Origin of the sequence: Propionimicrobium sp. BV2F7, assembly GCF_000510445.1 — a bacterium.
Lineage (GTDB): Bacteria > Actinomycetota > Actinomycetes > Propionibacteriales > Propionibacteriaceae > Propionimicrobium > Propionimicrobium lymphophilum.
Genome location: NZ_AZIS01000003.1, coordinates 40,153 through 64,839, shown reverse-complemented (window position 1 = coordinate 64,839; position 24,687 = coordinate 40,153). Strand labels below are relative to the sequence as shown.

24 protein-coding genes and 2 tRNA genes are annotated in these 24,687 nt (G+C 53.1%); 12 read left to right on the top strand and 14 right to left on the bottom strand.

Features of this window, described 5'->3' with window-relative positions; translation table 11 throughout:
* Positions 1-22: 22 nt before the first annotated feature.
* A complete protein-coding gene (locus tag HMPREF1255_RS01330) occupies positions 23-1,417 on the bottom strand; it encodes a folylpolyglutamate synthase/dihydrofolate synthase family protein (RefSeq protein WP_024110880.1) in 1,395 nt (464 codons plus the stop codon).
* A gap of 83 nt (positions 1,418-1,500) precedes the next feature.
* On the opposite strand from HMPREF1255_RS01330, the gene HMPREF1255_RS01325 reads away from it, so the two are divergent.
* From HMPREF1255_RS01325 to HMPREF1255_RS01305, 5 genes are all read left to right on the top strand, one after another.
* Positions 1,501-2,007: a DoxX family protein gene (locus HMPREF1255_RS01325; RefSeq protein ID WP_231477439.1), complete on the top strand. Its 507-nt coding sequence runs from the start codon at positions 1,501-1,503 to the stop codon at positions 2,005-2,007.
* Positions 2,008-2,042: 35 nt separating this feature from the next.
* Complete coding sequence (locus HMPREF1255_RS01320; protein ID WP_024110790.1) at positions 2,043-2,867, top strand: thioredoxin domain-containing protein; 825 nt, start codon at positions 2,043-2,045, stop codon at positions 2,865-2,867.
* Positions 2,868-2,911: 44 nt separating this feature from the next.
* Positions 2,912-5,461, top strand: a complete 2,550-nt coding sequence (gene valS / locus HMPREF1255_RS01315) for a valine--tRNA ligase (RefSeq protein WP_016456343.1) — start codon at positions 2,912-2,914, stop codon at positions 5,459-5,461.
* Between the two features lie 155 nt (positions 5,462-5,616).
* Positions 5,617-5,892: a hypothetical protein gene (locus tag HMPREF1255_RS01310; protein WP_016456344.1), complete on the top strand. Its 276-nt coding sequence runs from the start codon at positions 5,617-5,619 to the stop codon at positions 5,890-5,892.
* A 6-nt stretch (positions 5,893-5,898) separates the two neighbouring features.
* Entirely contained in the window at positions 5,899-6,576 is a 678-nt protein-coding gene (locus HMPREF1255_RS01305; protein ID WP_016456345.1) for a DUF981 family protein, read from the top strand.
* A 53-nt stretch (positions 6,577-6,629) separates the two neighbouring features.
* Here HMPREF1255_RS01305 and thrC read toward each other — a convergent pair whose 3' ends face one another.
* The 10 genes from thrC to HMPREF1255_RS01255 form a co-directional block, all read right to left on the bottom strand.
* On the bottom strand, positions 6,630-8,054 hold the full coding sequence (thrC, locus tag HMPREF1255_RS01300) for a threonine synthase (RefSeq protein ID WP_024110692.1): 1,425 nt from the start codon (positions 8,052-8,054) through the stop codon (positions 6,630-6,632).
* A 46-nt stretch (positions 8,055-8,100) separates the two neighbouring features.
* On the bottom strand, positions 8,101-9,378 hold the full coding sequence (gene clpX / locus HMPREF1255_RS01295; protein WP_024110963.1) for an ATP-dependent Clp protease ATP-binding subunit ClpX: 1,278 nt from the start codon (positions 9,376-9,378) through the stop codon (positions 8,101-8,103).
* Between the two features lie 132 nt (positions 9,379-9,510).
* A complete protein-coding gene (locus HMPREF1255_RS01290; protein WP_028822250.1) occupies positions 9,511-10,116 on the bottom strand; it encodes an ATP-dependent Clp protease proteolytic subunit in 606 nt (201 codons plus the stop codon).
* Positions 10,117-10,193: 77 nt separating this feature from the next.
* On the bottom strand, positions 10,194-10,787 hold the full coding sequence (locus HMPREF1255_RS01285) for a ClpP family protease (RefSeq protein WP_155938487.1): 594 nt from the start codon (positions 10,785-10,787) through the stop codon (positions 10,194-10,196).
* Between the two features lie 74 nt (positions 10,788-10,861).
* A complete protein-coding gene (locus tag HMPREF1255_RS01280; RefSeq protein WP_016456350.1) occupies positions 10,862-12,085 on the bottom strand; it encodes an AI-2E family transporter in 1,224 nt (407 codons plus the stop codon).
* Positions 12,086-12,108: 23 nt separating this feature from the next.
* Positions 12,109-13,206, bottom strand: coding sequence for an AI-2E family transporter (locus HMPREF1255_RS01275; protein ID WP_016456351.1), 1,098 nt, complete (start codon positions 13,204-13,206; stop codon positions 12,109-12,111).
* Positions 13,207-13,227: 21 nt separating this feature from the next.
* Positions 13,228-14,619: a trigger factor gene (tig, locus tag HMPREF1255_RS01270; RefSeq protein ID WP_024110706.1), complete on the bottom strand. Its 1,392-nt coding sequence runs from the start codon at positions 14,617-14,619 to the stop codon at positions 13,228-13,230.
* 146 nt (positions 14,620-14,765) lie between these two features.
* Positions 14,766-15,452, bottom strand: a complete 687-nt coding sequence (locus HMPREF1255_RS01265; protein ID WP_024110897.1) for a siderophore-interacting protein — start codon at positions 15,450-15,452, stop codon at positions 14,766-14,768.
* A gap of 12 nt (positions 15,453-15,464) precedes the next feature.
* Positions 15,465-16,043 carry an aminodeoxychorismate/anthranilate synthase component II gene (locus tag HMPREF1255_RS01260; RefSeq protein ID WP_016456354.1) on the bottom strand — a complete coding sequence of 193 codons (579 nt, stop codon included), beginning with the start codon at positions 16,041-16,043 and terminating at the stop codon, positions 15,465-15,467.
* A complete protein-coding gene (locus HMPREF1255_RS01255; RefSeq protein ID WP_036916703.1) occupies positions 16,043-17,506 on the bottom strand; it encodes an anthranilate synthase component I family protein in 1,464 nt (487 codons plus the stop codon). Before HMPREF1255_RS01255 ends, HMPREF1255_RS01260 begins: the two co-directional genes overlap by 1 nt.
* A gap of 181 nt (positions 17,507-17,687) precedes the next feature.
* Between HMPREF1255_RS01255 and HMPREF1255_RS01250 the strand changes: the two genes are divergently transcribed.
* Together HMPREF1255_RS01250 and HMPREF1255_RS01245 are read left to right on the top strand one after the other, a co-directional pair.
* The gene (locus tag HMPREF1255_RS01250) at positions 17,688-18,341 is read left to right on the top strand and encodes an HAD family phosphatase (RefSeq protein ID WP_024110620.1); all 654 of its coding nucleotides are present in this window, start codon (positions 17,688-17,690) and stop codon (positions 18,339-18,341) included.
* A gap of 44 nt (positions 18,342-18,385) precedes the next feature.
* Positions 18,386-19,114, top strand: coding sequence for a trimeric intracellular cation channel family protein (locus HMPREF1255_RS01245; protein WP_024110678.1), 729 nt, complete (start codon positions 18,386-18,388; stop codon positions 19,112-19,114).
* 359 nt (positions 19,115-19,473) lie between these two features.
* On the opposite strand, the gene HMPREF1255_RS09735 is transcribed toward HMPREF1255_RS01245, so the two are convergent.
* Both HMPREF1255_RS09735 and HMPREF1255_RS01235 read right to left on the bottom strand, forming a co-directional pair.
* Positions 19,474-19,632: a hypothetical protein gene (locus tag HMPREF1255_RS09735; RefSeq protein ID WP_024110608.1), complete on the bottom strand. Its 159-nt coding sequence runs from the start codon at positions 19,630-19,632 to the stop codon at positions 19,474-19,476.
* Positions 19,633-20,010: 378 nt separating this feature from the next.
* Positions 20,011-20,083, bottom strand: a tRNA-Pro gene (locus HMPREF1255_RS01235).
* A 123-nt stretch (positions 20,084-20,206) separates the two neighbouring features.
* Here HMPREF1255_RS01235 and HMPREF1255_RS01230 point away from each other — a divergent pair.
* A tRNA-Gly gene (locus tag HMPREF1255_RS01230) sits at positions 20,207-20,280 on the top strand.
* A gap of 149 nt (positions 20,281-20,429) precedes the next feature.
* The gene (gene mtnN / locus HMPREF1255_RS01225) at positions 20,430-21,197 is read left to right on the top strand and encodes a 5'-methylthioadenosine/S-adenosylhomocysteine nucleosidase (protein ID WP_024110549.1); all 768 of its coding nucleotides are present in this window, start codon (positions 20,430-20,432) and stop codon (positions 21,195-21,197) included.
* 23 nt (positions 21,198-21,220) lie between these two features.
* Here the strand turns inward: mtnN and HMPREF1255_RS01220 are convergent, their stop codons facing one another.
* Entirely contained in the window at positions 21,221-21,688 is a 468-nt protein-coding gene (locus HMPREF1255_RS01220) for an S-ribosylhomocysteine lyase (RefSeq protein ID WP_024110556.1), read from the bottom strand.
* A gap of 288 nt (positions 21,689-21,976) precedes the next feature.
* Between HMPREF1255_RS01220 and HMPREF1255_RS01215 the strand changes: the two genes are divergently transcribed.
* The 3 genes from HMPREF1255_RS01215 to HMPREF1255_RS01205 all read left to right on the top strand — a co-directional run bounded on the left by HMPREF1255_RS01215 (position 21,977) and on the right by HMPREF1255_RS01205 (position 24,640).
* Positions 21,977-22,432: a cupin domain-containing protein gene (locus tag HMPREF1255_RS01215; RefSeq protein ID WP_016456367.1), complete on the top strand. Its 456-nt coding sequence runs from the start codon at positions 21,977-21,979 to the stop codon at positions 22,430-22,432.
* Positions 22,433-22,737: 305 nt separating this feature from the next.
* Positions 22,738-23,982 (top strand): TrkH family potassium uptake protein, encoded by a 1,245-nt coding sequence (locus HMPREF1255_RS01210; RefSeq protein ID WP_016456368.1) that lies wholly within the window; start codon positions 22,738-22,740, stop codon positions 23,980-23,982.
* The gene (locus HMPREF1255_RS01205) at positions 23,975-24,640 is read left to right on the top strand and encodes a TrkA family potassium uptake protein (protein ID WP_024110867.1); all 666 of its coding nucleotides are present in this window, start codon (positions 23,975-23,977) and stop codon (positions 24,638-24,640) included. Before HMPREF1255_RS01210 ends, HMPREF1255_RS01205 begins: the two co-directional genes overlap by 8 nt.
* Positions 24,641-24,687 lie beyond the last annotated feature (47 nt).

Sequence of the window (24,687 nt, the reverse complement as noted above, 5' to 3'; positions counted from 1 at the left end):
TGTCTCCTAACCTATCTAGGCGTCACTTTAATTCTTCTTTAGAAGAAATTACGTCAACCTGCCAACTAGCTTTTTCGGTGTTGTTCTCATCTATTAGGCGCGGCCGAATAAGGCCGGCAAGATAGACAGACCCAAGGACCAAGACCACAGCATCGTCAGCCCGGGTATCAGCCATACCCATCGCAATAGCTAGAGCTTCTTCTGGGCGCTCAGACATTCTGACTCGCCCCGCGCCGAATGCTCCCTGTGCCTGATCTGCGAAGTCTGCGGCAGAATCAGCGCGCGGGTTATCCGGAATCGTGGTGGCGATCAGATAATCGACTTCGTCAGAAAGCATCTCGAGAACTTTGCCGGTCTGCTTATCTGCCATCATCGCGCAGACGCAGATAACGGGGTTGTCGGGGAAAACCTCACGCAATCCCGCAAGCGTCGCCTTAACCCCATGCGGGTTGTGCGCGGTATCTAGGATGACCGTCGGTTCTGAGTGCACCAGTTCTAGTCTTGCCGGTGCTTTCACGTTGCCGAGCCCCTCGTTGATGATTTCGGGATTAAGCGGTTTTCCACCCTGGAAAGCCTCGACTGCGGCCACTGCCAGTGCCGCGTTATGGGCCATGTGCGCACCGAACAGAGGCAGAAAGATGTCGGAGACAGGTCCACCGGAGGTATCAATCCTGATTAATTGACCACCAACTCCGGGTTGCCTATCTAAAAGACCGAGATCGATCCCCTCCCGTTTCATCGAGGCTCCGACTTCTACACAACGCTTAGTCAAAACCGAAGCGGCCTCTGGCTGTTGGCCCGCGAAAACGCCAACCCCTCCGTGCTTTACCACGCCAGATTTCTCTTCAGCTATCTCAGCAACTGTGTCACCAAGCAGATGCATGTGGTCTAGCGCTATTGGCCCGACAACTCCGACTTTGGCGTCAGCGACGCTCGTCGCATCCCACTTTCCGCCCATGCCGACTTCCATAATGGCAACGTCTACTGGGGCATCCGCGAAAGCCGCATACGCCATGGCAGTGATGACCTCAAAGAAGGTCATCTTAACCCCGCCAATCTTCTGCTCGTCCACCATCTGAACGAATGGCTCTATCTCTTCATAAAGTTCGTCGAACCGTTCCTTACTGATCGGTTCCCCGTCGACACAAATGCGCTCTCTAACGTCAACCAAATGAGGGCTTGAAAAACGACCGGTCCTTAGGCCCATTGCACGAATGAGCGCGTCTATCATGATCGCGGTCGAGCCCTTGCCATTGGTGCCAGTGATCTGAATCACCGGGCAGGCCTCTTGAGGATCAGCGAGCAGATTGCATAGCGCCTTGATCCTGTCCAAGGACGGCTGGGGGTGAGACTCGGGCCACCTATTAATAAGCTCTTGAGAAAGTTCCTCGTGCTTAATGTCTTGATCGTTCGTCACACCAAAAAGATTACGTCATCCGGTGGAAATATCTAAGGGCCTCAAACCCGACTATCCCAGACCGATACCGTATGCTTTCCCACATGAATAGGAGCTGGAAAGACTGGCTAGGTCTCATTGCGAGAATGGTGCTTGGAATAGCTTTGATCTGGGCTGGCCTCACAAAGGTCGGCAGGCTCGCTGCGAATGTTGAGCAAGTTCGCCTTTACGAGCTGCCACTGCCGGATTGGGCAACGTTGGTGATTGGATATGTTCAGCCTCCGTTAGAGATACTCGTTGGCGTGCTACTCGTTGTCGGCCTTTTTACTCGATTTAGCGCAATTCTTGGCGCGGCCGCAATGGCAGTTTTCATCGTGGGCATATCTTGGGCATGGGCCAAAGGCCTATCGATAGATTGCGGCTGTTTTACGCCAGGTGGCTTGCTCGAGGAAGGCGAAAAAACCAAGTACCTCGAGGACATTTTGCGTGATGTTTTCTTCCTGATCGCAGGCATCTGGCTGATCGTCCGACCAAGCTCCGCGCTCAGCCTCGACGGATGGCTTTTCGGCTCAAAAACTGATTATTCGCATACCGACGCCATAGCCGACTAATCTGATAACAGAAGTTTTCGATTTTTAGGACTCCGATGAGCAAGAACAAGAAGAACCACCAGCAGAAGGCAACCGGCGTTAGCAGACGAGAGTTGCTGCGAGCCCAACAGGCAGCGGAGGCAGAAAAAGCCAAGCGGCAGAAAGTCGTTGTCGTCGCGGTGATCGTCCTAGCTCTAGCCGTCCTAGTCACTCTCGGCGTGATTTTGTTCAACAACTGGAACGACAGCAAAAAGGAGCAGGCCCGAGGCGAGGGCGTGACTAGCTCCCAGATCACCCCAAAAAACGTATCCGACAATGGCCACACCATCGCATTTGCGAAGGACGCATGGAAATCGGACAAGCCACGGGTGACGGTCTTCATGGACCCCCAGTGCCCCGGATGCGCGGTGCACGAAAAGATGCTTTCTTCTAAGTGGCAAGAACTGGGCAAAAACGGCGATATCCGTCTGGAGTACCAGATGTTGCACGGCCTAGACCGCATGCTCGGAACAGAGTATTCGCTACAGGGCGTTATCGGTATGTCTTGTGCTGCGAATCTGGACTCCTTCCCCAGCTATGCGCTTGAGCTTTACAACCAGCAGCCCGAACACGAAGGCGACGGCTGGACACCGGAGCAACTCCGCGAAATCATCCCCACCGCGGCTGGAATGACTGGCGACAAACTAACCGAATTCCAGAACTGCTACGACAATAAGGCCACGCAAGACTTCGCAATGAAGATGCAGGAGAACATCCCGAGCATTTTGAAGGCAACTCCGTCTTACGTGATTGATGGCAAACTCGCAGAGTTTGACCCGACTAAAGACTTCGCTAGCACTGAGAGCCTGCTGGCTGCCATAAACCGCGAGGCCAATAAATAAACCGTTTAAATTGAGTAAGTGACAACGCCGATAGGATTAGTTGAATGACGTCGCATTCTTGGAATATGCCAGAAAAGCCCTCCCTGGATGGGCTTGAGGAAAAATGGAATAAGCGCTGGGCAGAAGATGAAACTTACAAGTTCGAGCGTCCCGCCTCTCGAGAAGAAGTTTTTTCCATTGATACTCCCCCGCCAACGGTCTCTGGATCGCTGCACGTGGGACACGTTTTCAGCTACACCCACACCGATACGGTTGCTCGCTACCAGAGGATGCGCGGCAAGCACGTCTTCTACCCGCTGGGTTGGGACGATAACGGTCTGCCAACCGAGCGAAGGGTACAGAACTTCTACGGCGTCCGCTGCGATCCATCCCTGCCCTACGATCCCGATTTCACTCCGCCCGAGAAGCCGGATAAGAAGCGTCAGCTGCCGATCTCTCGACGAAACTTCGTCGAACTCTGCCTAAAGTTGACCTCTGTAGACGAGAAAGTTTTCGAAGATCTTTGGCGTCGCGTCGGTCTTTCTGTTGACTGGAGCCACCTCTACTCCACGATCTCCCCAGAAACCCAGGAAGTTGCTCAGCGCGCATTCCTGCACAATCTGGAACGTGGCGAGGCTTATTTGTCCGAAGCACCGACTATGTGGGACGTCACATTCCAAACCGCGGTAGCCCAGGCCGAGCTTGAGGCTCGCGATTACCCCGGCGCCTACCACAAGCTCAACTTCCAGAAGCAAGACGGCGGAGTCGTCGAAATCGACACGACCCGTCCCGAGTTGCTACCCGCTTGCTGCGCTTTGATCGCGCACCCTGACGACGAGCGCTACCAGGATCTTTTTGGCACCACCGTGAAGACGCCACTCTTCGGCGTTGAGGTGCCGGTTTATGCCCACCGCGATGCTGAACCAGATAAGGGTTCAGGTATTGCCATGTGCTGTACTTTCGGTGACCTGACAGACGTCACATGGTGGCGCGAGCTCCAGCTCCCAACGCGAGTCATCATTCAGCGAAACGGACGGCTCGACCTTGAAACCCCGGAATGGCTGGTTAATAAGGAGCCATATGAGCAGCTGGCTGGCAAAACTACCTTCAGCGCACGCAAGGCGATCGTCGAGATGTTACAGGCATCAGGCGAGATGGTCGGTGAACCGGAACCGACTCAGCGCAAGGCTAACTTCTACGAGCGTGGCGACAAGCCGCTCGAGATCGTTTCGACTAGGCAGTGGTATTTCACCAATGGCGGCCGCAACGAAGAGCTACGCGAAAAGATGCTCGAGCGCGGCAAGGAGCTCAATTGGGTTCCCGACTTCATGCGCCACCGTTACGAGGATTGGGTAAACGGGCTCAGCGGGGACTGGCTGATCAGCCGTCAGCGCTTCTTCGGTATCCCGTTCCCTGTCTGGTATCGACTGGACGAAAATGGCGACCCGCTGACGGACGAGATCATTACCCCAAGTGAAGATCAGCTTCCAGTCGACCCCCAGTCGCAGTGCCCGGAGGGCTACACAGAGGAACAGCGTGGCAAGCCTAACGGGTTCGTCGGTGACCCAGACGTCATGGACACCTGGGCTACCAGCTCCCTTACTCCTCAGATCGTCTGCGGTTGGGGTAAGGACGAAGAACTGTGGAACCTGACTTACCCGATGGATATTGCCCCGCAGGCGCACGATATCATCCGCACTTGGCTCTTTACTAGGGTGCTTCGCAGCCACCTCGAAGAGGGCAAGCTCCCCTGGCACACCACGACGCTGTCTGGCTTCGTTATGGATCCCGACCGCAAGAAGATGTCGAAGTCTAAGGGGAACGTGGTTGTTCCCACGGACATCCTGGACCGCTTTGGGTCCGACGCAGTTCGTTGGCGTGCCGCGATGGCAAGGCCAGGAATGGACTCTCCGTTCGACGAGGGCCAGATGAAGGTTGGCCGCAGGCTGGCAGTCAAGTTACTAAATGCGGTTAAGTTCGCACTGATGGACGCTGGACCCGCCGAGACAAGCAAGATCAAGAACCCGATCGATCTTGCGATGCTTGCGACTCTCGCTCAGGTGATTAAGAAGGCGACGGATTCATTCGACAAGTACGAGTACACCGACGCACTGGAGGCAACCGAAAAATTCTTCTGGGAATTCTGCGATGACTACCTAGAGACCGTTAAGGAACGTTCTCACGGCGCGTTGGGTGAGGAGGCGGCCGAGTCCGCCCACGCTGCGCTGCAGTTGGCTCTTAACGTAATGATTAGGCTGTTTGCGCCTTTCATGCCGTTCGTTACCGAGGAGACCTGGAGCTGGTGGCAGGAGGGATCGGTTCACCTAGCAAAGTGGCCGACCACCGACGAGTTGCCTGCTGAAGGTAACCCGGATCTGCTTTCTGCGGTATCGACTGCGCTAATTGGTATCCGAGGCGCTAAGTCCAACGCTAAGGTGTCCCAGAAGACGCCAGTCACGCTTGCAAAGATAAGCGGCCCCAAGGACGAATTGGAGCTTCTGAAGCTTGCGGAAGACGATCTACTCAATGTGGGACACATTACCGGCGATGTTGAATACATCGAAGAGGGAACTGAGATAAGCGTCTCCGTCGAATTGGAGCAGCAGGAAAAATAGATAGCACATAAATGCCGGGCGAGAACGAACCATATTCTTTTCGCCCGGCATTAGTCTGCCCAAAACACCTAGTTAAGAGCTTTTAAGCATAACTTAATTTAGAAAAATTCAAGATAGGGCTGCATTTTCTCACTACCACTGGTAAAGCTGAATACATGAAAACAACAGACAGTTTCAGCGGGCTTCCCGTTGACATTAGCGACGACACCGTGAGCAAATGGAGCTCACTGATCGTCAAAATTGTGTGGGCCGTGCTCATCGTTGGAGTAATCGTCGGCCTAATTCTCTGGTACACGGTTGGCGGAACCGTCGGGAACTCCCCCGAGAACGAACTCGGTAAGGATCTCGGCGCTATGGTCTGGACCATGACCGGAGCCCTAATGGTAGCTCTCATGAGCATTCGTCAGATGCTGCTGGCTGAGGGGAGGTAACCGAAAATGTTGATGCAAGGAATTACTTACAACACCACCATGGCCCTCGTCGCCGGATCGATCATGATCATGGCGGTCGTTTTTGCCAGGATTTCTTCAAAGCAGAGCACGAGGTCCTTGTCCGGTTGGGGCTTAGCGTTCATCGCGCTTGGCAGCTTCCTGGGTATTAGCGGCATTTACATGATGCTCACCTGGCCACTTGACCAAATTGAAGGCGCATTTTGCTGTGCGGTCGACAACATCACCTTCGGTGAGCCAGCCGCTCTGTACGGCATCCTCACCGTCATCGGCGGTATCGGCATCATTTACGCTCAGCACCGCGCAGATAAGAGAAACGAGCCGATAGACCTGGTAGGAACGCTCCGCCCAATTCTCTACGTAGCTGCTCTAGGTGGCTTCGGACTGATCATGTTCGCTATCGCTGGCATGCACTTCGGCATGTGGCGTCCGCCGCTCGAAGAGCCTATTGCCCGATTGATGGCAGGGTCTATCCTCGAGCCGCTAATGGTTATGTTCCTTTACGGCTTCAGCGGTGTAACCGCCATCCTCGCCCCGTTCGCTCCAGACAACAAGATTGTTGCTCGGATCGCTTCGTTCATTGGTTGGGGCTGCGGCATCATGTGGTTCTTCCTTTCACTGACTGTGTTCTACAGCCACGTAGGTTTCTTCCCACCGGCCGCTTAGGTTAAGCATAAAATTGGTGTGCCCGATCGGGCACACCAATTTTATGCTTACTTTTAGCTTTTCGCCTCGATTACCTGCTTCAGCCGATCTACGTCATTGGGCAGATCGAGGACGATACGTGGCCCGTCCTCGATGCCTTCGAACCTTTCAGGAACCTCCGGGAATTCTCCAGTGGCCTCGAGGATTGTGTCTAGGAACTTAACTGGCAAAGCGGTCTCAAGGGAAACGATCTTGCCCTCCACCTCGTCCAGTAGATCAGTTGCTACGTGAACGCCATCGGCTGTGTGCGGGTCGATCATCATGCCCAACGACTTCCACAAACCGTGGATCGTAATCAGACGAAGCTCGTGGGTCGAGGCACCCGAAAGGAAGCCGAAACGCGTTATTGCGTCTCGATACTCAGGTAGCTCGAAACGCCCGTGCAGCGAAATCTGGTTGCCGAAAAGATCCGCCACGCGCTCCGAATCTCCATCGAGCAGGTCGAAGACGAAGCGCTCGAAGTTAGACGCCTTAGAAATATCCATGGACGGGCTGCTGGTGGCAAGGGTTTCTGCTGCGGATCGCACGCGGTACTCCCCCGTGTGGAAAAACTCGTCTAGAACGTCGTTCTCGTTTGTCGCCAGAATGAGGTTGGCGATAGGAATGCCCATCTGTCGAGCAATGTGCCCAGCGCAGATATCTCCGAAGTTGCCGGTAGGAACAGCGAAACTTACTTTTTCTCCCGGCTCGCTAACCTGCAGATAAAGGGCAACATAGTAAACAATTTGAGCGGCTAGTCTCGCCCAGTTAATCGAGTTAACCGCGCCAATGTGGTGCTCCGCTTTGAACTGCGCGTCGGAGTTAACTGCCTTAACCAGATCCTGGCAGTCGTCGAAGACGCCGTCCACCGCTATGTTGACGATGTTCGGGTCGTCTAGACCGAACATCTGCGCCTGCTGGAAAGGAGTCATCCTGCCGGCCGGAGTAAGCATGAAAACTTTGATGCGGTCACGCCCGCGAAGAGCGTATTCTGCCGAGCTGCCCGTATCGCCACTGGTCGCCCCGAGAATCGTGATCCTGGAGTCCCTGCGATTCAGTTCGTACTCAAAAAGTTCTCCGAGAAGCTGCATAGCCATGTCTTTGAAAGCAGCGGTTGGGCCGTAGGAGATGTGACCGATCCAGATTCGCCCCTCGCCGACTCGCTCGGCGCGCACGATCGAGGGATCGCTGAACTTCGGATACGAGTAAGCCCTCTGGCAGATCTGCCTGAGATCATTCTCGGGAATATCGTCGATGAACAGACTCAGCACTTCAAAAGCGAGCGCCGCGTATCCCTCGTCGGCAAGGATCTGCCTCCAGCGAGCGATCGTCGATTCATCGACCTGCGGATAGCTTTCGGGAAGGTAAAGGCCACCATCGCTAGCTAGGCCATCCAACAAAATGTCGCAGAAGCTCGCTGCAGGAGTATCTTTCGAAGCACGGGTGGAACGGTATCTCACACAGCCAGTCTAGTTGAAGCGAAGAGATAAGCCCACCATCGGTTCACTAGGCAGAAAGTTCTTGTTGATCCAACTGAGAACGATCGACGAAGATTGGTTTTGACCTGCCGGCAACTGCATCGGCGTCTACTATTACCTGCCCAACGTTTTCGGTGCTAGGCACCTCATACATCGTCTCTAGGAGAAGATTCTCGAGTATCGAACGCAGGCCTCTAGCTCCTACCCCACGCTCCAGGGCGTTCTTTGCTATCTGAGAGATAGCGTCGTCCGTGAATTGAAGTTCAACCCCGTCGATTTCAAACAGCTTCTTAAACTGTTTAACGACGGCGTTCTTGGGCTCGAGCAGGATCCTTTCGAGAGCAGCCTCGTCCAGTTTCGGAACAGTCGTGACTACCGGAAGACGACCAATAAATTCGGGAATCAGACCATAGGCGTGTAGGTCTTCCGGCGTTACATCGACGAATGGATCTAGCTCGTCGATTACTTTGACCGCTTCGGGATTGTTCGAGAAGCCCAAAGGCTGAGCTCCAAGACGCTTCCCGATGATTTCGTCCAGCCCAGCGAATGCGCCGCCCACGATGAACAAGATATTTGTGGTGTCGATCTCGATGAATTCTTGATGCGGGTGCTTTCTGCCACCTTGCGGAGGAACAGACGCCACAGTGCCCTCGATGATTTTCAATAGCGCCTGCTGGACGCCTTCGCCAGAGACATCGCGGGTGATGGACGGGTTTTCCGCCTTGCGTGCCACCTTGTCGATTTCGTCAATATAAATGATGCCGGTCTGAGCAAGCGCAATGTCCCCATCCGCCGCCTGAATGAGCTTCAGCAGAATGTTCTCTACGTCTTCGCCGACATACCCTGCCTCAGTCAAGGCGGTGGCATCCGCCATCGCGAATGGCACATTTAACATTCTCGCGAGCGTCTGAGCAAGATAGGTCTTGCCACATCCAGTAGGCCCGATAAGGAGAATATTGGACTTTGCTAGTTCGACTTTCTCGCCGTCTTCGTGCCTGTTGTTCTTCTGCGCCTGGAGACGTTTGTAGTGGTTGTAGACCGCAACAGAAAGGGCCTTCTTCGCACTCTCTTGGCCGATCACGTACTCGTCTAGGAATGCTGATATCTCATTAGGCTTCGGGAGTTCGTCGAGGGCCTTCTCCGAAGGGGTCTCTGCGAATTCTTCCTCGATGATGTCGTTGCATAGATCGATACATTCGTCGCAAATGTATACACCAGGGCCAGCAATCAGCTTCTTAACTTGCTTTTGGCTCTTACCGCAGAACGAGCACTTAAAAAGCTCGCTGCTTTCGCCTATGCGCGCCACGATAAAACTCCTTCGGTGTATTTTCTATGCGTTTAACACCATATATCTAGCCACTGACAAAAAACTGCAGGCCACCCGGAGGTGGACAAAATTAAAGGCGCCTAACCGGCGCCTTTAATTTTTTACACTTACTTATTTTTTGTCAGAAAGCGACGTCAATACATCGTCGATGATGCCATATTCGATTGCCTCAGCGGCTGTCAAATACTTATCACGCTCGACGTCTGCGCTAATCTTCTCCACCGGCTGGCCAGTCTTTTCGGAGAGCATTTTCTCCATCAACGAGCGGATCCTAAGGATCTCATTCGCGGTGATCTCGAGATCACTGGACTGGCCGTAAGTGCCCTCTCCGCTGATCGCAGGCTGGTGGATCAGGATTCGAGAGTTTGGTAGGGCCAAACGCTTTCCCTTAGTTCCAGCAGCTAGCAAAACGGCGGCAGCAGAGGCAGCCTGCCCCAGGCAAACCGTTTGCACGTCAGGCTTGATGTAGTTCATGGTGTCATATATGGCAGTCAGAGCAGTGAACGAACCGCCAGGCGAGTTGATGTAAATGGAGATCTGTCGATCGGCATCCATCGACTGCAGGCAGAGCAACTGAGCCATTACCGCGTTAGAAATCTCATCGGTGATGGGAGTGCCCAAGAAGATGATTCGTTCCTCGAAAAGCTTCGTGTACGGGTCCACCCGACGCACACCGTAGCTAGTACGCTCTTCCCATTGAGGGATGATGTAGTCCATCCTCGGCAAGTAGTCTTTACGAGCAGCAGCCGCCGGCAGGTTGGTGCCTGGAATCGTTTCGTAATTCATAGATCCTCCTACTGGTTAGGCGCGTCCGTGCCGCTGATCTGAGCGGCCTTGTTAATTACGTCGTCGATGAAGCCGTATTCCTTTGCCTGCTGCGCGGTGAACCATCGGTCGCGATCGGAATCAGCAGTAATCTGCTCGACGCTCTGGCCAGTATGGAAGGAAATCAGCTCAGCCATCTCCTTCTTAATGTGCAGGGACTGCTCGGCCTGAATCTTAATGTCAGAAGCAGTACCGCCGAGACCACCGGAAGGCTGGTGCATCAAGATGCGAGCATGAGGAAGCGCGTAGCGCTTACCCTTAGTGCCAGCACACAGCAGAAACTGCCCCATGGAAGCAGCCATGCCCATCGCTACAGTCACTACATCGTTGCTGATCCACTGCATCGTGTCGTAGATAGCCATGCCCGCGTACACAGAGCCACCGGGCGAGTTGATGTAGAAGTAGATGTCCTTATCCGGATCTTCGGCATTCAGCAAAAGCATCTGAGCCGTGATCGCGTTGGCATTTTCGTCCTTGACTTCACTGCCCAAGAACACGATGCGGTTAGCGAGCAGCGACTGGTAGACGTTGTCGGTCATGTTACCGCCGCCCGCAGCGGCCATGCTTAGGGTACGAGACAAATTTTCATTCACGTTCTCAAACCTATCTTGTAGAAAAAATATTTCGGTCTATTGGGCTAAGACTGAGCTGCAGCAGCTTTCGCCCTTACCCCATTCGAAAGAAGCGAGTTAACCCATCTAGCCTTCGGGTCGGCGTCCACCAACAGCGACTTGGCCAGCAGCGTGCAAGGCAAGGCGATTAGTGCGCCGAGCGGGCCAAATACCCATGCCCAGAACAATAGAGACAGCAACGAAACAGTCGCGTTTATTCCTACGGCGTCCCCCGTCATCATCGGCTGAAACACTCCTTGCACAACCCATGTGGTGATTAGGTACATTCCCAGCAGCAACAAACCGTCCTGCCAGCCGTTCATCGCGAAGGTAACCGCGACGGGCGGCACCATGGCAAAGAAGAAACCAACGCTTGGGATGTATGTGGTGATGAATGTCAGCAGCATCCAAACGTATGGCAACGGGGCACCGACAATCAGCAATTCTGCGTAGTTTAGGCCAGCCATCACGATACCGAAACAGGTGGAGACTAACCAATACTTGCGGATCCCACGGCTGAACATGCGCATGGCTGCGACAACCCTAGAGTGGCTGCGGCCGGCAGCCATCATCCGCTGTTCCCAGCCGCCAACGTCAAGAACCATCATGATAATCATCGAGAACACAACCGCTATTACGGAAATTACCCCGGAAACGCTAGAAAACACTTGCGGGAGTGCGCCTAACAGACTCGCAGGGTTGAACTCCGCCCAAAAATTATTCAACGTATCCGGGTCCATCCCGAGCTTGGCCAGCTGATCGAAGGCTTCGTGATAAAGAGGCATCGCAGAATTAACAATTTGAGGGGCCTCGTTGACGATGCTGGAGATAGCCCAAAACATCGCGAAAACAAGAACCCCGAAAATGCCTACCAGGGCTAGCGCAGCGAGCAAGGTGGCCAGCCACTTTGGCCAACCACGACGCATCAGATGGGTCTGAACCGGGTAGACAACGATGACTAAGTTCAACGCCAAGAAAGTCGGCGCTAACAGCCAATCGAGGGTTTTCAACAGCCAAATTAGTCCGGCTAAACCGAGGCATGCCAGCATGATCAGCACCAAGCGCGGCATATTCGGCGGAGCTCCCCAATAAGGACCCTGCGGGACCGCTGCGGGATCTGCGCTGGTGAAAGTATCCTTGCTTCTCTGTTCCTGTAGCAGTTCCAGACCAGTGGCGGACGGAGAGTCCTTCATAGTCTGGAGCTCGACACGTGTCGAGCCGGTTCCGCTAGCTCGTTTGGCGGTGGCCATGTCTTACCTTTCTAACAGGCCGACTACTCGGAAGAATCGGAGTCAGGTTTACTACTAATTATGTACCCAACCCAGCGTGACTTGGGATCGATGTCGATCAGCAGCGCCTTCACCAACAGGGTCATTGGCAGCGCAAGAAGCGAACCGAGTCCACCGAGCACCGCGCTCCAAAGCAGCAAGGACAGGAACGAAACCGTCGTAGTGACCCCAACTGACTCGCCCGTAAACCTGGGCTGGATCAGAGACTGAACCACGAAGTTCAGCACGCAGTAGGCAATGATCACAGCGACGGAAGTCTGCCAGCTATTCGCGAACAACGCGACTAGAGCAGGCGGAATAACGCCGATTACGAAACCAATGTTAGGAATGTAGTTAGTCAAGAAGCTAAACAACACCCAAACCATCACTAGCGGAACATCCATGATCTGAAGGGCGATACCGTCCAACACGGCGACGATCAGACCGAAAATGGTGGTCACCAACCAGTAGCGACGAACTCCTGTTGCGAACTGATTAAGCGCGAAGGCAGCGTTCGGGCGAACCTTTCGGATCTTCTTAAAACGACCATGCAAGCCGGGGCTGTCCATCGCCATGAAAAACACCGCCATCACGATGACGACAAACATGCCGACGAAGCCGCTCGCTCCGCTAAACACGGAACTGGCAGCGCCGATCACACTGTTTGGATCCACCATCCGCAGCAGGCTCGCCAACTGGGAAGAATCGAAGCCAAGCTGTCCCGCCCAATTCAGGAGTTGGTTGTAAAGGCTATTCCACTGATCGGCGTAGTTAGGCAAGACGTTGATCATCTCGGCAACCGACCAAATTAGGCCCGCAACCATTGCGAGTAAGACTGCGTAGACGGTGAACATGGTGGCGCACGCCGCCATCCACGAGGGAACACCGCGACGAGTCAACCAGCTATGGATTGGATACGCGGTCACCATCAAGTTCAGGGCAAGCAGGATCGGACCAATGATCGATGCGTACCGAGACATCAGGACCAATACAAGCAAAGCGGCGGCAAGGCCTACCAGGACTGTTGCCAGTCGCGGTAAGCCTTGCGCGCCGGATTGCTTGTTATCAGCCTGACTAACGATTTCTGAATTTTCGTTAACCACGCTTCTTATACCTATCTAGTTTTATTTCTTGTCTTCTTTTTTCTCAGACTTTTCCTCGGAGTCTTCAGAGTCCTCGGCGATGGTGCCGTCGTTGTTCAGCTTCGCGAGGTCTAACTTTTCACCGGCGTCGTCGGAGATCTGAGCAGCAGTGACGATGGTGCCGAGAGCCTTGCCGCGGCGAACCTCGTTCATCCACTCGCCCATGTGGTTGTGCTCGAGCATGTGGCTCATCTCCTGCTCAGGAGTGGAGCCAGCCTGCTGGGCCTTCTGGACGATCAGCGAAGTCAGTTCTTCCTGGCTTACGGAGATTTCTTCACCCTCGGCGAACTTATCGAGGATGATCTGTGCGCGCAGGCCCTCTTCGCTTCGCTTGCCGATCTCTTCCCAGAACTCGTCTGCTGTTTCGGGCTCTTCGTCGTTGTTCTTCAGGTACTGGTCGAGAGTCAGTCCGGCGTTGCTGAGCTGCTGCTCAATATTTGCCTTGCGTGCTTCCTTCTCGTCTGCCAGCAACTTCTCGGGAAGATCGAACTTAGCGGCCTCGACGAGCTTCTGCAGAACCTCCTCGCGGGCGTCGTTAGCCTGCTGCAGACGAGCTACTCGGGTCAGGCCTTCGCGAAGATCGTCAAGCATCTCGTCGACGGTGTCGAACTGGCTGACCATCTGAGCGAAGTCATCGTTCAGCTCGGGGAGCTCCTGGTTCATAACCTTGTTAATGGTTACGGTGATGTCTGCTTCAACGCCGCGCAGTTCGCCGCCGACCAGGGTGGACTCGAAGGTCTTCTCGTCGCCAGCCTTCATGCCTTCGAGAGCCTCGTCGAGACCATCGAGCATGCCACCGTCACCCAAACGGTACTGGACGTCCTTAGCCTCGCCTTCGGGCAGCGCCTTGCCATCCTTGGTGGCGGTGAGGTCGAACACGGCGACATCGCCCTTGGCGAGCTTGCGGTCTACCTCTTCGAGTTTGGCAAACTGAGTGCGTAGCATATCTACACGCTCGTTTACTAGGTCGTCGTCAACCTTAACCGCTGGGACCTCTACCTTGATCTTGGAGAAATCAGGAAGATCGAAGTCAGGGCGGACGTCCAGCTCTGCGGTGTAGACGACCTTGTTACCATCGTCGAGTTCCTTGATGTCAATCTCAGGTTGACCAAGCGGGTGAACGTCGTTCTCGCGCACGGCTTCGGCGTAAGACTCCGGTAGGTACTTGTTTATGGCCTCCTCAAGAACTACGCCGCGGCCGAACCGCTGATCGATGAGGCGTGCAGGAACCTTGCCCTTGCGGAAGCCCGGAATATTTACCTGATTGGCAATGTTTTTGTAGGCCTGCTTGATGGACGGTTCCAGATCAGCGAACGGAATCTCGACGGTCAGCTTCGCCCGGGTCGGGTTGATTTGCTCGAAGGTGCTGGGCACTTGGTCTCCTGAAAATGTCTATTTATCTGTTGCCCAGTATTTCTGGGCACGTCAATGGGCAAACGCATCTTGCGCGCTACCTATGGTAACCGTTTGATCTTATCTACCCTGTTCGATTGGCGGCAAATGATTATGCCAAGAGCGGCTTAACGCTTCGATCCCATTGCTCCCGCCATAGTCCAGTAAGCATGCAGATGAAGATCTGACTTCGTTAGCCCTGCTTTGTTTCGTAGCCACCTGCGGGCATCCTGCGCCGCGGAGGCTTCGCAGACGATTTCCGCATACCAGCCATCCCAATGATTAGCCGACAGATTAGTCATCAATTCTGCGGGCAGAACCCACTTGGTTGCGAGTCTTCCGTCCACCGGCAAATGCAAGTCCTTCTCGGAGTGTTGGAGTAAGAACGCTTTCGCTTCTATCTGATCGAGTTGGTCCGCCGCGGCGTTCACGAATGGGACTCCTGCGGCATCGGCGATGAATAGCACACCGGCAGGCTTATCTTCTGGGAGCCTAAAACCCTCCGAACCGTAGTACGAGACGAAGAGGTCGTCCCCAACCTCGACATTCTTCGCCCACGTCGCCGCTGGCCCGGGGTTTTCGTGGAGCAAGAAATGGAGCACGAAGGTCTGCTTCTGACGGTCGATTTGTGTCACCGTATAGCTGCGCATGAACTCATCGAAGCCATCGTTTCGGTCCGGAAACCAGCAACTTATCGGATCACTGTTCCTGATTCCGGTTTCCAACAGTTCAGGAGCGTAGAAAGTGATGCTACGCATGTTTTCGGCAAGCCAGCCGACTGAAACGACGTCACAAAGAAAGTTTTGCTCCTGCATTCATCCTCCCGTTTAAGCCTCGCACAAATCCAGGAAGTTTTTGATGATCTTTGCGCCGCAAGGAGTAAGGATTGATTCCGGATGGAACTGGACGCCGAAGATTGGCAGTTGCTTGTGAGCCACAGCCATTACTTCATTGTCCTCTACGCAGCTGGCGGTTACTTGGAGTTCTTCGCCGAGCGTGGCAGGGTCGACAGCCAAGGAGTGGTATCGAGCAACCATCTCTTGCGGTTCACAACCCTTAAACAAAGGGTTGGAGGTATCGAAGTTCGCTAAGCGTGCGATTCCGTGGACTACCTCGCCCGCATACGTAACCTTCGCCCCGAATGCCTCACAAATCGACTGGTGGCCTAGGCAGACGCCAAGAATCGGATATTTATCGCCCAACTTTGAAACAACGTCCATGGAGACGCCGGCGTCCTTCGGGAAGCCCGGCCCAGGTGAAATGATTATCGCCTCAGGAGACAGCTCATCGAGCTGATCAGTGGTCAGAGCATCATTGCGAACCGCTTTCACGTCGGAACGATAGCAACCAACCAGCTGGAGCAGGTTGTAGGTGAAGGAGTCGTAATTGTCGATTATGAGAATCATCAGTTCTCCTCCATGTCAGCAGCATCTTTCAGCGCCTGAAGAACCGCAGCTGCCTTATTAATGGTTTCCTGGTATTCATTGGCAGCCTTGGAATCTTGAACGATTCCAGCCCCGCTTCTGGCGAAGACTTTGTCGCCAATCTTGTAAGCAATACGAATGCCGATGCAGGTGTCCAGATTCCCAGAGAAATCCAGATAACCGATCGCTCCACCGTAGATGCCTCTCTTATTGCCCTCTAACTCGTTGATCAATTCACAAGCACGAACCTTAGGGGCACCGCTCAATGTTCCTGCGGGCAGGATGGACTCGACGGCATCCAGCGCGTCCATGTCATCTCGGATCTCTCCCCTAACGGTGGAGCCGATGTGCATGACGTGGGAAAAGCGAACCACGTCTAGGTAGCGTTCGACATTTACGCTGCCAAATTTTGCAATCTTCCCGATGTCGTTTCTGCCCAGGTCAACGAGCATGTTGTGTTCGGCTAGCTCTTTAGGGTCGGCTAAAAGCTCCTGTTCAAGCCTCTCGTCCTCTTCGATGCTCTTGCCCCTTGGACGGGTCCCTGCCAACGGGAATGTATATAGGCGACCGTCTTCTAGTTTTACGAGCGTCTCAGGAGAAGCGCCGGCGACCTCAATGTTATGGCCACTGAAGTAGAACATATAAGGCGAAGGATTGATCGTCCTCAGAAGCCGGTAAGTATCAATCATGCTGCCGCAGAAATCGGCTTCCAGACAGTTCGAAAGGACTATCTGAAAAATATCGCCCTCATGAATGTAATGCTTGGCCTTATTCACCATCTCGATGAACTCGTCATTTTCTAGCATTGGACGAATCTCGCTCTTAAGCACGCCAGAAGTTTCTTCGACGAATTTACCGTTGCGCAGCAATGCCGCCAGATCGACCAATTCTTTCTTCGCGTTTTCGTAGTCTCTATCCAGATTTTCCAGAGAGACAACTTTGATCAAAATGATTTTTTGCCGGAAATTATCGAAGCAGATTACCTTGTCGAAGAGCATCAGGTCTACATCATTGAAACCGTGCACGTTCGGGGCGTCGAGATTTAGCGTGGGTTCTGCATATTTGACGTAGTCATAGGCGAAGTAACCAACCAGTCCGCCCGCGAAACTGGGCATGCCTTCAATCTTTGGGCTGCGGTAGCAATTCAGCACCTCGCGAATCGCGTCCGAGGGGTTGTCGTATTCGACGTCCTCGTCGTTAAATTTTGTCTGACCGTCCAGGCAAGTGATCTCGAGCGTCGGATCGAAGCCCAAGAAGGTGTATCTGCCATACGTCTTGTCTTGGCTAGCCGATTCGAGCATGTAGACGTGCTCGGACACATTTTTCAAGATTTTCAGGGCCATAACGGGCGTAAGAAAATCAGAAAGAATTTCTGTTGCAATGGGCGCGGATTTATATTCTGAACCTATTTCGCGTAACTCATCGAGGGTGGGAAAAAACTGCATAATAATCCTAAAAATAAATTTATTTTGACGCAAAAAGAAAATTATTAAGCGCACCATCGAAACCAGCCGCAAGTGCGGGGCTGGCAAGTAGCAGTATCCACGTGCATGCAGGTTACTTTAACAGGTAATTTCCTCAAGGTACTTTAGACCCACATTCGACAGCATCTGACATGATGGAGTCATGAGAATTGAGAAGATGTTTAGCGTTTGCGGATTAACACAAGCACCTGAAGCAATCCTCTGGGACATGGACGGCACCGTCATCGATTCCGAGCCAGAGTGGACTCGCGCCTCTAGGCAGGTTGTGGAAGAGAATGGCGGGCTTTGGCAAGACGACGACGTCAAGCGCATAACTGGAGCCAACAAACAAGATCACGGCAAGGCGCTCTCTGCCGCTGTTGCACGAGGTGGCGGAAAGGATCCAGGCTGGCAAGTGCTGTTCACTTCCGTTGTAGAACACGTTGAACGCCATTTCCGAACCGACGCGCAACTGATGCCTGGGGCCGGCGAAGTTCTAAAGGCTGTGCACGAATCAGGCACCAAACAGGCACTTGTAACCGCTTCCCCGGCTTCGATGGTGGAGGCTCTCAAAAAAGTTATGGTCCGAGAACTGGGCTATTTCCCCTTCGAGCAGACGGTAAGCGCAGAAGACCACGCAAAGGGCAAACCAAGTCCCGAGCCGTATCTTCTTGGCGCCAAGAAACTTGGCGTTAACATCCTAAACTCGTTAATTTTTGAGGATTCTCCAACAGGAATCGCCGCCGCAAAGGCATCCGGAGCGAACTTTGTGGACTTGCGAAATGTCAGCTTAGCTGAATTGGCAAAGGAGCTTTAACGACCATCTGATAAACCAAGAAAGCTTCCCTAGAAAGAGTTGGAATGTTCCTGACCGTTCTATTCATAATCGGAATCACGTCGGAGGGTATGACTGGCGCGCTTGCAGCGGGTCGTCAAAAAATGGATCTTTTCGGCGTCATAATGATTGCGATTATTACCGCCCTAGGCGGAGGTTCGGTTAGGGACGTTCTACTTGGCCACTACCCACTAACTTGGGTTAGACACCCCGAATATCTATTGATAGTTTCCGCCGCAGCAATTATCACAGTTTCAATCTCTGGAATCATGAAACATTTCCGAGTGCTTTTCTTGGTTCTTGACGCTATCGGATTGGGAGTTTTTACCGTTTTCGGTATTCGCGTCGCGCTTGAAATGGGCCACGGCGCCATAATCGCTTTAGTGGGCGCAACAATTACCGGAATCATGGGCGGAGTTTTACGAGACTTATTTTGCACTAGAATTCCACTCGTTTTCAGAAAAGAGCTTTACGCCTCCATTCTCCCAATTGGCGTCGGCGTTTACTACATTTTTAAAACGCAAAATTTTAGCGACGAAATAACCGCGCTGGCCACAATCATCACCGTTGTCGGTCTGAGATTATTAGCTATTTATTTTCGTCTCTCACTTCCTCATTTCAAATATCAGGACGCCCCTACCTCCCGCACTAGACGGTCAAGATTTTGGAAGTTTAGGGAACGAATTGTCCCGCCAGAGGGCTATGTTCTTGGCAAACTTCCTAAACGTAAACAATCCAAACCAGACGACTGTTAGACGAAAAAGAGCAATATCTACTGTCTTAACCGCATTACCCCGCAACCGCGCTGATTTTTGTTTATTTGAGCTAACCTGACCTATCAAATTCGACACGGCTAGGAACATCGCGACATTCGTATTCACCGACACAGCCCTGGGTGCTTACAAGCGCATGTGCATGTGCCGCTAGGTGATTTTTCCTAGCATCTTTTAGGTTAATAACCCGCCATTTTTTCAATTAAACCTACAAACCCTTTTTGCGGTTTATTAGCCTACATTTCAGCCTTTTTAAAATTAGGCGAATACTTGCATTGGCCCACTCAAAGAGAGGGTAAGTGGCCAAATGTGGTGCCCTGCCGGGCGTGTCGCGGCTTGTTTTATCGTCTGGCCCAGACTTTGCGAATGTGTAGCGAACCGTCTTGATAGGCGGTGTCATGGTCGATGGCTGTATCGTAGCCGGTCGGGCCGATCGGGGCGTTGGCGGCTGGAAGCGGCTTTTTTGACCAGCAGATTTCCAACGCTTTTGCGATGCTCAATCTGCCCCCCCCTGGGGCCAGTAGCCGATTCATTAATGCTTGGTAGGCGGCAGAGTTTTCCCGCTGGCACCATTGCCAAGCGATAATCTTTTCCCAATTGATAGCGGTGATTAAGCACCATCTGTAGGCAAGATAGATTCCATCAAGTAGCACCTGATCATAGACGTGGAATCTATTACTAGATGAGCAAACCACGACCCCACTAGACGTCTCCAAAAAAACTTTTTTGCGGTAAAAAACGGGTAAAGAAATTTTGCCACGCACCCTCGTTTTACGCGGGGAATTCTTTTACCCGCTAAAAACGCCAAACCTCACGCAGACACACGAAACGCTAGATTAAAATGCCTAGTCCAACCACGTAAAACCTAAAACCGCTAGTCGGGGCGGCGGGACTCGAACCCGCGATCTCCTGCTCCCAAAGCAGGCGCGCTAGCCACTACGCTACGCCCCGGACAACCAATTACTTGGCCGCACCGCAATAGTTTACTGTAAAAATTAAATCTGCAAAGTTCGCGCGTGTCGCGTGTTGTCAGTTAGCAAAAACTGGCCGACCTGTGTAATGTTGTAACGCATCGCGGATGTAGCTCAATGGTAGAGCCTCTGCCTTCCAAGCAGATTACGCGGGTTCGATTCCCGTCATCCGCTCCACTTTTCCAGAGCCCAAGGGCTCTGGATTTTTCACTTCGCTTACTATTCATTTCCAAATTCTAAATGGCTAAAACCACCGCCAAAATCTTTAAGGGATCCTTGCCGGCTAGGATTGAAGAGAGATTTTTTCCAACGGAAAGGTGTCTGCCGTGCCAAAAGATATTGACCTGACCATTTCTCCTCTACCTCTGCCTAAGAGGATCCTCGCACTGTTTACCGCGGCCATGGCCGACGAAGCCGCTCCCCTGGCCGACTTAGCTGGCGAAACCGGCCAGCCCGTGAACACCGGCGCCAGCGGGTATCTGCACCTTTACCAGATCGGCAACGAAGTCATCGGTCTGCTGCGCACCGGCATCGGGTTGGTTAACGCCGCAAGCGCCCTAAGCGCTGCCCTGCTTTACGTGACACCGAGCTACATCTTCTCCTGCGGCTCTGCTGGCGGTCTGGACGCCAATTCCCATATCGGCGATGTAAGCGCTGGCGCTTCCTGCGTCTTCTCCAGCGCAGATGCCAGGGTATTCGGCTACAAGCTCGGCCAGGTACCAGGAATGCCCGAGAGCTATTTGGCCGACCCCGACCTGCTGACTCGCTTCGAGCAGCTATCCAAGAAGCTAAAAAAGACTAATCTTCGAAGCGGCCTATTCCTATCAGCTGACAAGTTCGCCAGTGTGGAAAACGCTCTCGAACTGCGCAAGAACTTCCCTGAAGCCATAACCGTTGATATGGAATCAACCGCCCTGGCCCAAGTGGCTTACGGCGCCAATATTCCATTCCTGGCGCTCAGGGGAATTAGTGATCTTTGCGGACCGACCGGCCACAAAGATAATGAGGAGCACGCCGGTGATGTATCGCGGCTCTCCTTCCTGACAGCCATGACCCTTATCGGTCTGCGCGATCCTGAAGAGTTCGACGTCTAACGCCTCGGCGTGCTGACGGCCGCTTAGTGAGAGTAGATTTCAGACCACTCGTCGCGGTGGTCCAGCATCCGCTGAGCGGCCTGCTGCGCGCCCTCTAGCGAGTGGCTAGCGCCCCAACCGCATTGCACCTCGTTAGCAGCCGGCACCTCGGTCATCTTTGTGATGTCCTTGAGGGTCTCCTCAAGAATCTTGAGGAAATCGTCATACTCGATACCCAAGGTCATGGCGTAGAAACCGGTCTGGCAGCCCATCGGTGAGAAGTCGATCAGCTTGTCGGTGTGGTTGCGCATGTGCTCGGCCACGGAGTGCTCCAAAGAGTGCACAGTCGGCATCTCCAAGTGATCCGCGTTTGGCTGAGTGAAGCGCACATCGTACTTGATTAGCTGGTCACCGCCAGGCAGCGTCTCCTGGTGTGCGACCCTAACGAACGGCGCCTTAACTTTGGTGTGGTCTAGCTGGAATGATTCAACGTTCGTTTGTTTCGTTTCCATACCCCCTAGTCTTCCGCAATTACCCAAACTGTATTTACTGAAGCCGCGGCAGAACAGAAAAATGCAAACGCCGAGCACGGTGGTGGCCGATATTTTCGACTAATTTCCCAGGATTACCGATGCCCAGATCTCTCGCGCACCCGTAGTTGAGCCAAATTCACGAATTACGAAATGGCCTTAATTGGTAAGGCGATCCTGTGCCTTGAAGTAGATCATTGTTCTTTGGAAAAATTCTGGCCTGAATAAGCTAAACAGTGTCATCCAGCTACCAAGGAAAGGAAGTCTCGCATGGCGGTAAAAGACAACGGACCAGAACCCTACAGCTTCGATCTTGAAACCGAGACAAAAAAGAACGATAACTACCGCACCACCGCTTGGACTGGAAAGTTCCTGCAGGTTACGCTCATGTCGATTCCGGTCGGCGAATCAATCGGTCTTGAGGTGCACCCTGACAACGACCAGTTCCTGCGTCTCGATGCAGGTAAGGGTAAAGCGGTCATGGGCGATGCCGAAGATAACCTCACCTTCGAGCAGGAAGTCTCGGACGGCTGGGCCATCATGGTTCCCGCCGGCAAATGGCACGACATTATTAACACCGGCGATGAGCCGATGAAGCTCTACGCAATCTACTCCCCCTCGCATCACGCGCAGGGAATCATCCACAAGACTGCGGAAGAGTCCGAGGCCGACGAAGAGTCGGGCAAGGATGTTCCGCCCGAGTGGACCGTCCAGCTGGGCAAGTAAAAACGCTAAATAAAACAAGAGGTCGGGTTGTGCTTTCTCCACAACCCGACCTTTTTGGCAACAAAAATATTTTCACCCGAAACCATCAACACCTCTTCGACTAGGAACTTTGCGATCATTCATCACCGCAGCTGAGCCTAATAGCGATAGCAACCAGTTAATTGTTAGGTGCCAGCTATTGCACCTTCAAAAAATCCTGGCGTAATGTCTCCTGCGTGTCAGAGTTGAGACGACACCCGCGTAATCATGCATCTGTGATTCTTTACGGGTTTATCACCGCACTCGTTTTGGGGACGGCGTTATTAATGATGCCGATGTCCACCGTCCACCCCGGTGGGCTGCCACTTTTGCCGGCACTGTTCACTGCCACCTCGGCACTATGCGTCACAGGATTAACGATCGTTGATACCTCAAGTTACTGGACCGTTTTCGGCAAGGTAGTCATAGCCTCGCTGATCCAGGTCGGCGGGTTCGGCGTGATGAGCTTCGCCACCATTTTGGGACAGGCTGTCGTCAGGAGGGCAAACCTGAACGCAAACCTCGTAACCGCCGCAGAACGACGATCTTCGATGGGCGGGATGGGCGTCCTCTTGCGTCGCGTGGTCCTGGTCAGCTTCGCCGTCGAAGGTGTTGTAGCAGCCGTACTAACAGGAAGGTTTCTGACTCTTGGGTACAGCTTTTCTAGAGCCATCTGCCACGGAGTTTTTCACGCGATTTCTGCCTTCAATAATGCGGGATTCGCGCTGTATCCAGATAATCTGACCCGTTTCGCGGGTGATTGGTGGATCTGCGTTCCCTTAATGTGCGCCATAATTATCGGAGGCCTTGGTTTCCCGGTGATCTTTCAGCTCAGACACAACCTGTTTAAGCCCCACCGCTGGAACCTGAATACGCGCATGGTTCTCGCAGGAACGACGGCTCTTTTACTTGGTTCTTCACTGCTTGTGACGGCCTTCGAATGGTCAAACCCTAGAACTTTGGGCAGCCTCGATAACTCGAGCGCAATCCTAGCTGGCATTTTCCAGGCTGTTCAGACCAGAACCACAGGATTCAACTCGATAGATATATCAGCAATGTCGGATTCGACCCTATTTGCGATGGACATGTTTATGTTCATCGGCGGCGGTCCGGCAGGCACTGCGGGAGGAATCAAAATAACCACGCTTTTTGTGCTGTTAGCAACAGTTTTTTCTGTAATTCGTGGGCGAAACGATGCAAGTGTGTTCGGCAAAGCAATATCCCCAAACGTGATTCGCCAGGCAATCACCGTGGTCATGCTAAGCTTCGGATTAGTTGCGACAGCCACACTGGCCATTCTTCTGTTAACAGATTTCAACCTTTCAGAAACACTATTCGAGGTGCTTTCAGCTTTCGGAACGGTGGGGCTATCCACCGGAATAACGCCGCTGCTGAATTCCCCTTCGCAAATAATTCTTATTTCCCTCATGATCGTTGGCAGATTGGGCCCGATCACGGTCGCCACTGCGCTGGCCTTCGCACCAGCATCTTCGGCGATCTCGCTTCCTATAGAAAGGCCGATCATTGGTTAGATTCTCTAAGCCCACCTACGCCGTACTAGGTCTGGGCAGATTCGGTAGCGCTGTCGCCAGAGAACTCATGTCGGACGACTCGGTGGTTGTCGGAATAGATATCAACGAGACAGTCGTTAATAGAAACAACAGTCAGCTCAGCCGGGTTATTCAGGCAGATTCGACCGACATAGCTTCCATGGAAGAACTCGGCATCGCCGAATTCGACGCGGTGATCGTTGCAATTGGCGGTGCGCACGTCGAAGCATCCATCCTCACCTGTTCGCTGCTGATCGACATGGAAATGGAAAACTTGTGGGCCAAGTCTTCTGGGACAGCCCATGGCAGGATCCTCGACCAAATTGGCGTGCCACACATCGTCTACCCTGAGGTAGCGATGGGCAGAAGAGTCGCACACATGGTACGTGGTTCTAATCTCGATTACGTCGAACTGTCGTCTGACACGGCGATTGTGCACACGATGGTTCCTGAACGTGTGGCAGGAAAGCTCAACGAGGTTGAGTTATGGGATCGCTACGGGGTCAAGGTCATTGCGATCAAGCACGACGACAAATGGAACCCCGTGCTAGGAGAGGTGGAATTGGTTACCGGAGACCAGGTACAGATTTATGGTGACTCGAAACGAGTCGAAAAATTTAGCCGCCTAGCCAGAAAATAATCGACTTTCTAGCAGAACCGTTCTGTCTCTGACAGCAACTAGAATTA

What these genes read in the sequence shown, in the direction of transcription:
- HMPREF1255_RS01265 (WP_024110897.1), bottom strand. Translation starts at nt 15,452, where the DNA reads ATGCAGGAGCAAAACTTTCTTTGTGACGTCGTTTCAGTCGGCTGGCTT.
- valS (WP_016456343.1), top strand. Translation starts at nt 2,912, where the DNA reads ATGACGTCGCATTCTTGGAATATGCCAGAAAAGCCCTCCCTGGATGGG.
- HMPREF1255_RS01255 (WP_036916703.1), bottom strand. Translation starts at nt 17,506, where the DNA reads ATGCAGTTTTTTCCCACCCTCGATGAGTTACGCGAAATAGGTTCAGAA.
- HMPREF1255_RS01325 (WP_231477439.1), top strand. Translation starts at nt 1,501, where the DNA reads ATGAATAGGAGCTGGAAAGACTGGCTAGGTCTCATTGCGAGAATGGTG.
- HMPREF1255_RS01290 (WP_028822250.1), bottom strand. Translation starts at nt 10,116, where the DNA reads ATGGACTACATCATCCCTCAATGGGAAGAGCGTACTAGCTACGGTGTG.
- HMPREF1255_RS01260 (WP_016456354.1), bottom strand. Translation starts at nt 16,043, where the DNA reads ATGATTCTCATAATCGACAATTACGACTCCTTCACCTACAACCTGCTC.
- HMPREF1255_RS01215 (WP_016456367.1), top strand. Translation starts at nt 21,977, where the DNA reads ATGGCGGTAAAAGACAACGGACCAGAACCCTACAGCTTCGATCTTGAA.
- HMPREF1255_RS01280 (WP_016456350.1), bottom strand. Translation starts at nt 12,085, where the DNA reads ATGGCCACCGCCAAACGAGCTAGCGGAACCGGCTCGACACGTGTCGAG.
- HMPREF1255_RS01320 (WP_024110790.1), top strand. Translation starts at nt 2,043, where the DNA reads ATGAGCAAGAACAAGAAGAACCACCAGCAGAAGGCAACCGGCGTTAGC.
- HMPREF1255_RS01305 (WP_016456345.1), top strand. Translation starts at nt 5,899, where the DNA reads ATGTTGATGCAAGGAATTACTTACAACACCACCATGGCCCTCGTCGCC.
- HMPREF1255_RS01250 (WP_024110620.1), top strand. Translation starts at nt 17,688, where the DNA reads ATGAGAATTGAGAAGATGTTTAGCGTTTGCGGATTAACACAAGCACCT.
- HMPREF1255_RS01220 (WP_024110556.1), bottom strand. Translation starts at nt 21,688, where the DNA reads ATGGAAACGAAACAAACGAACGTTGAATCATTCCAGCTAGACCACACC.
- HMPREF1255_RS01210 (WP_016456368.1), top strand. Translation starts at nt 22,738, where the DNA reads ATGATGCCGATGTCCACCGTCCACCCCGGTGGGCTGCCACTTTTGCCG.
- HMPREF1255_RS01245 (WP_024110678.1), top strand. Translation starts at nt 18,386, where the DNA reads ATGTTCCTGACCGTTCTATTCATAATCGGAATCACGTCGGAGGGTATG.
- HMPREF1255_RS01285 (WP_155938487.1), bottom strand. Translation starts at nt 10,787, where the DNA reads ATGGCCGCTGCGGGCGGCGGTAACATGACCGACAACGTCTACCAGTCG.
- HMPREF1255_RS01310 (WP_016456344.1), top strand. Translation starts at nt 5,617, where the DNA reads ATGAAAACAACAGACAGTTTCAGCGGGCTTCCCGTTGACATTAGCGAC.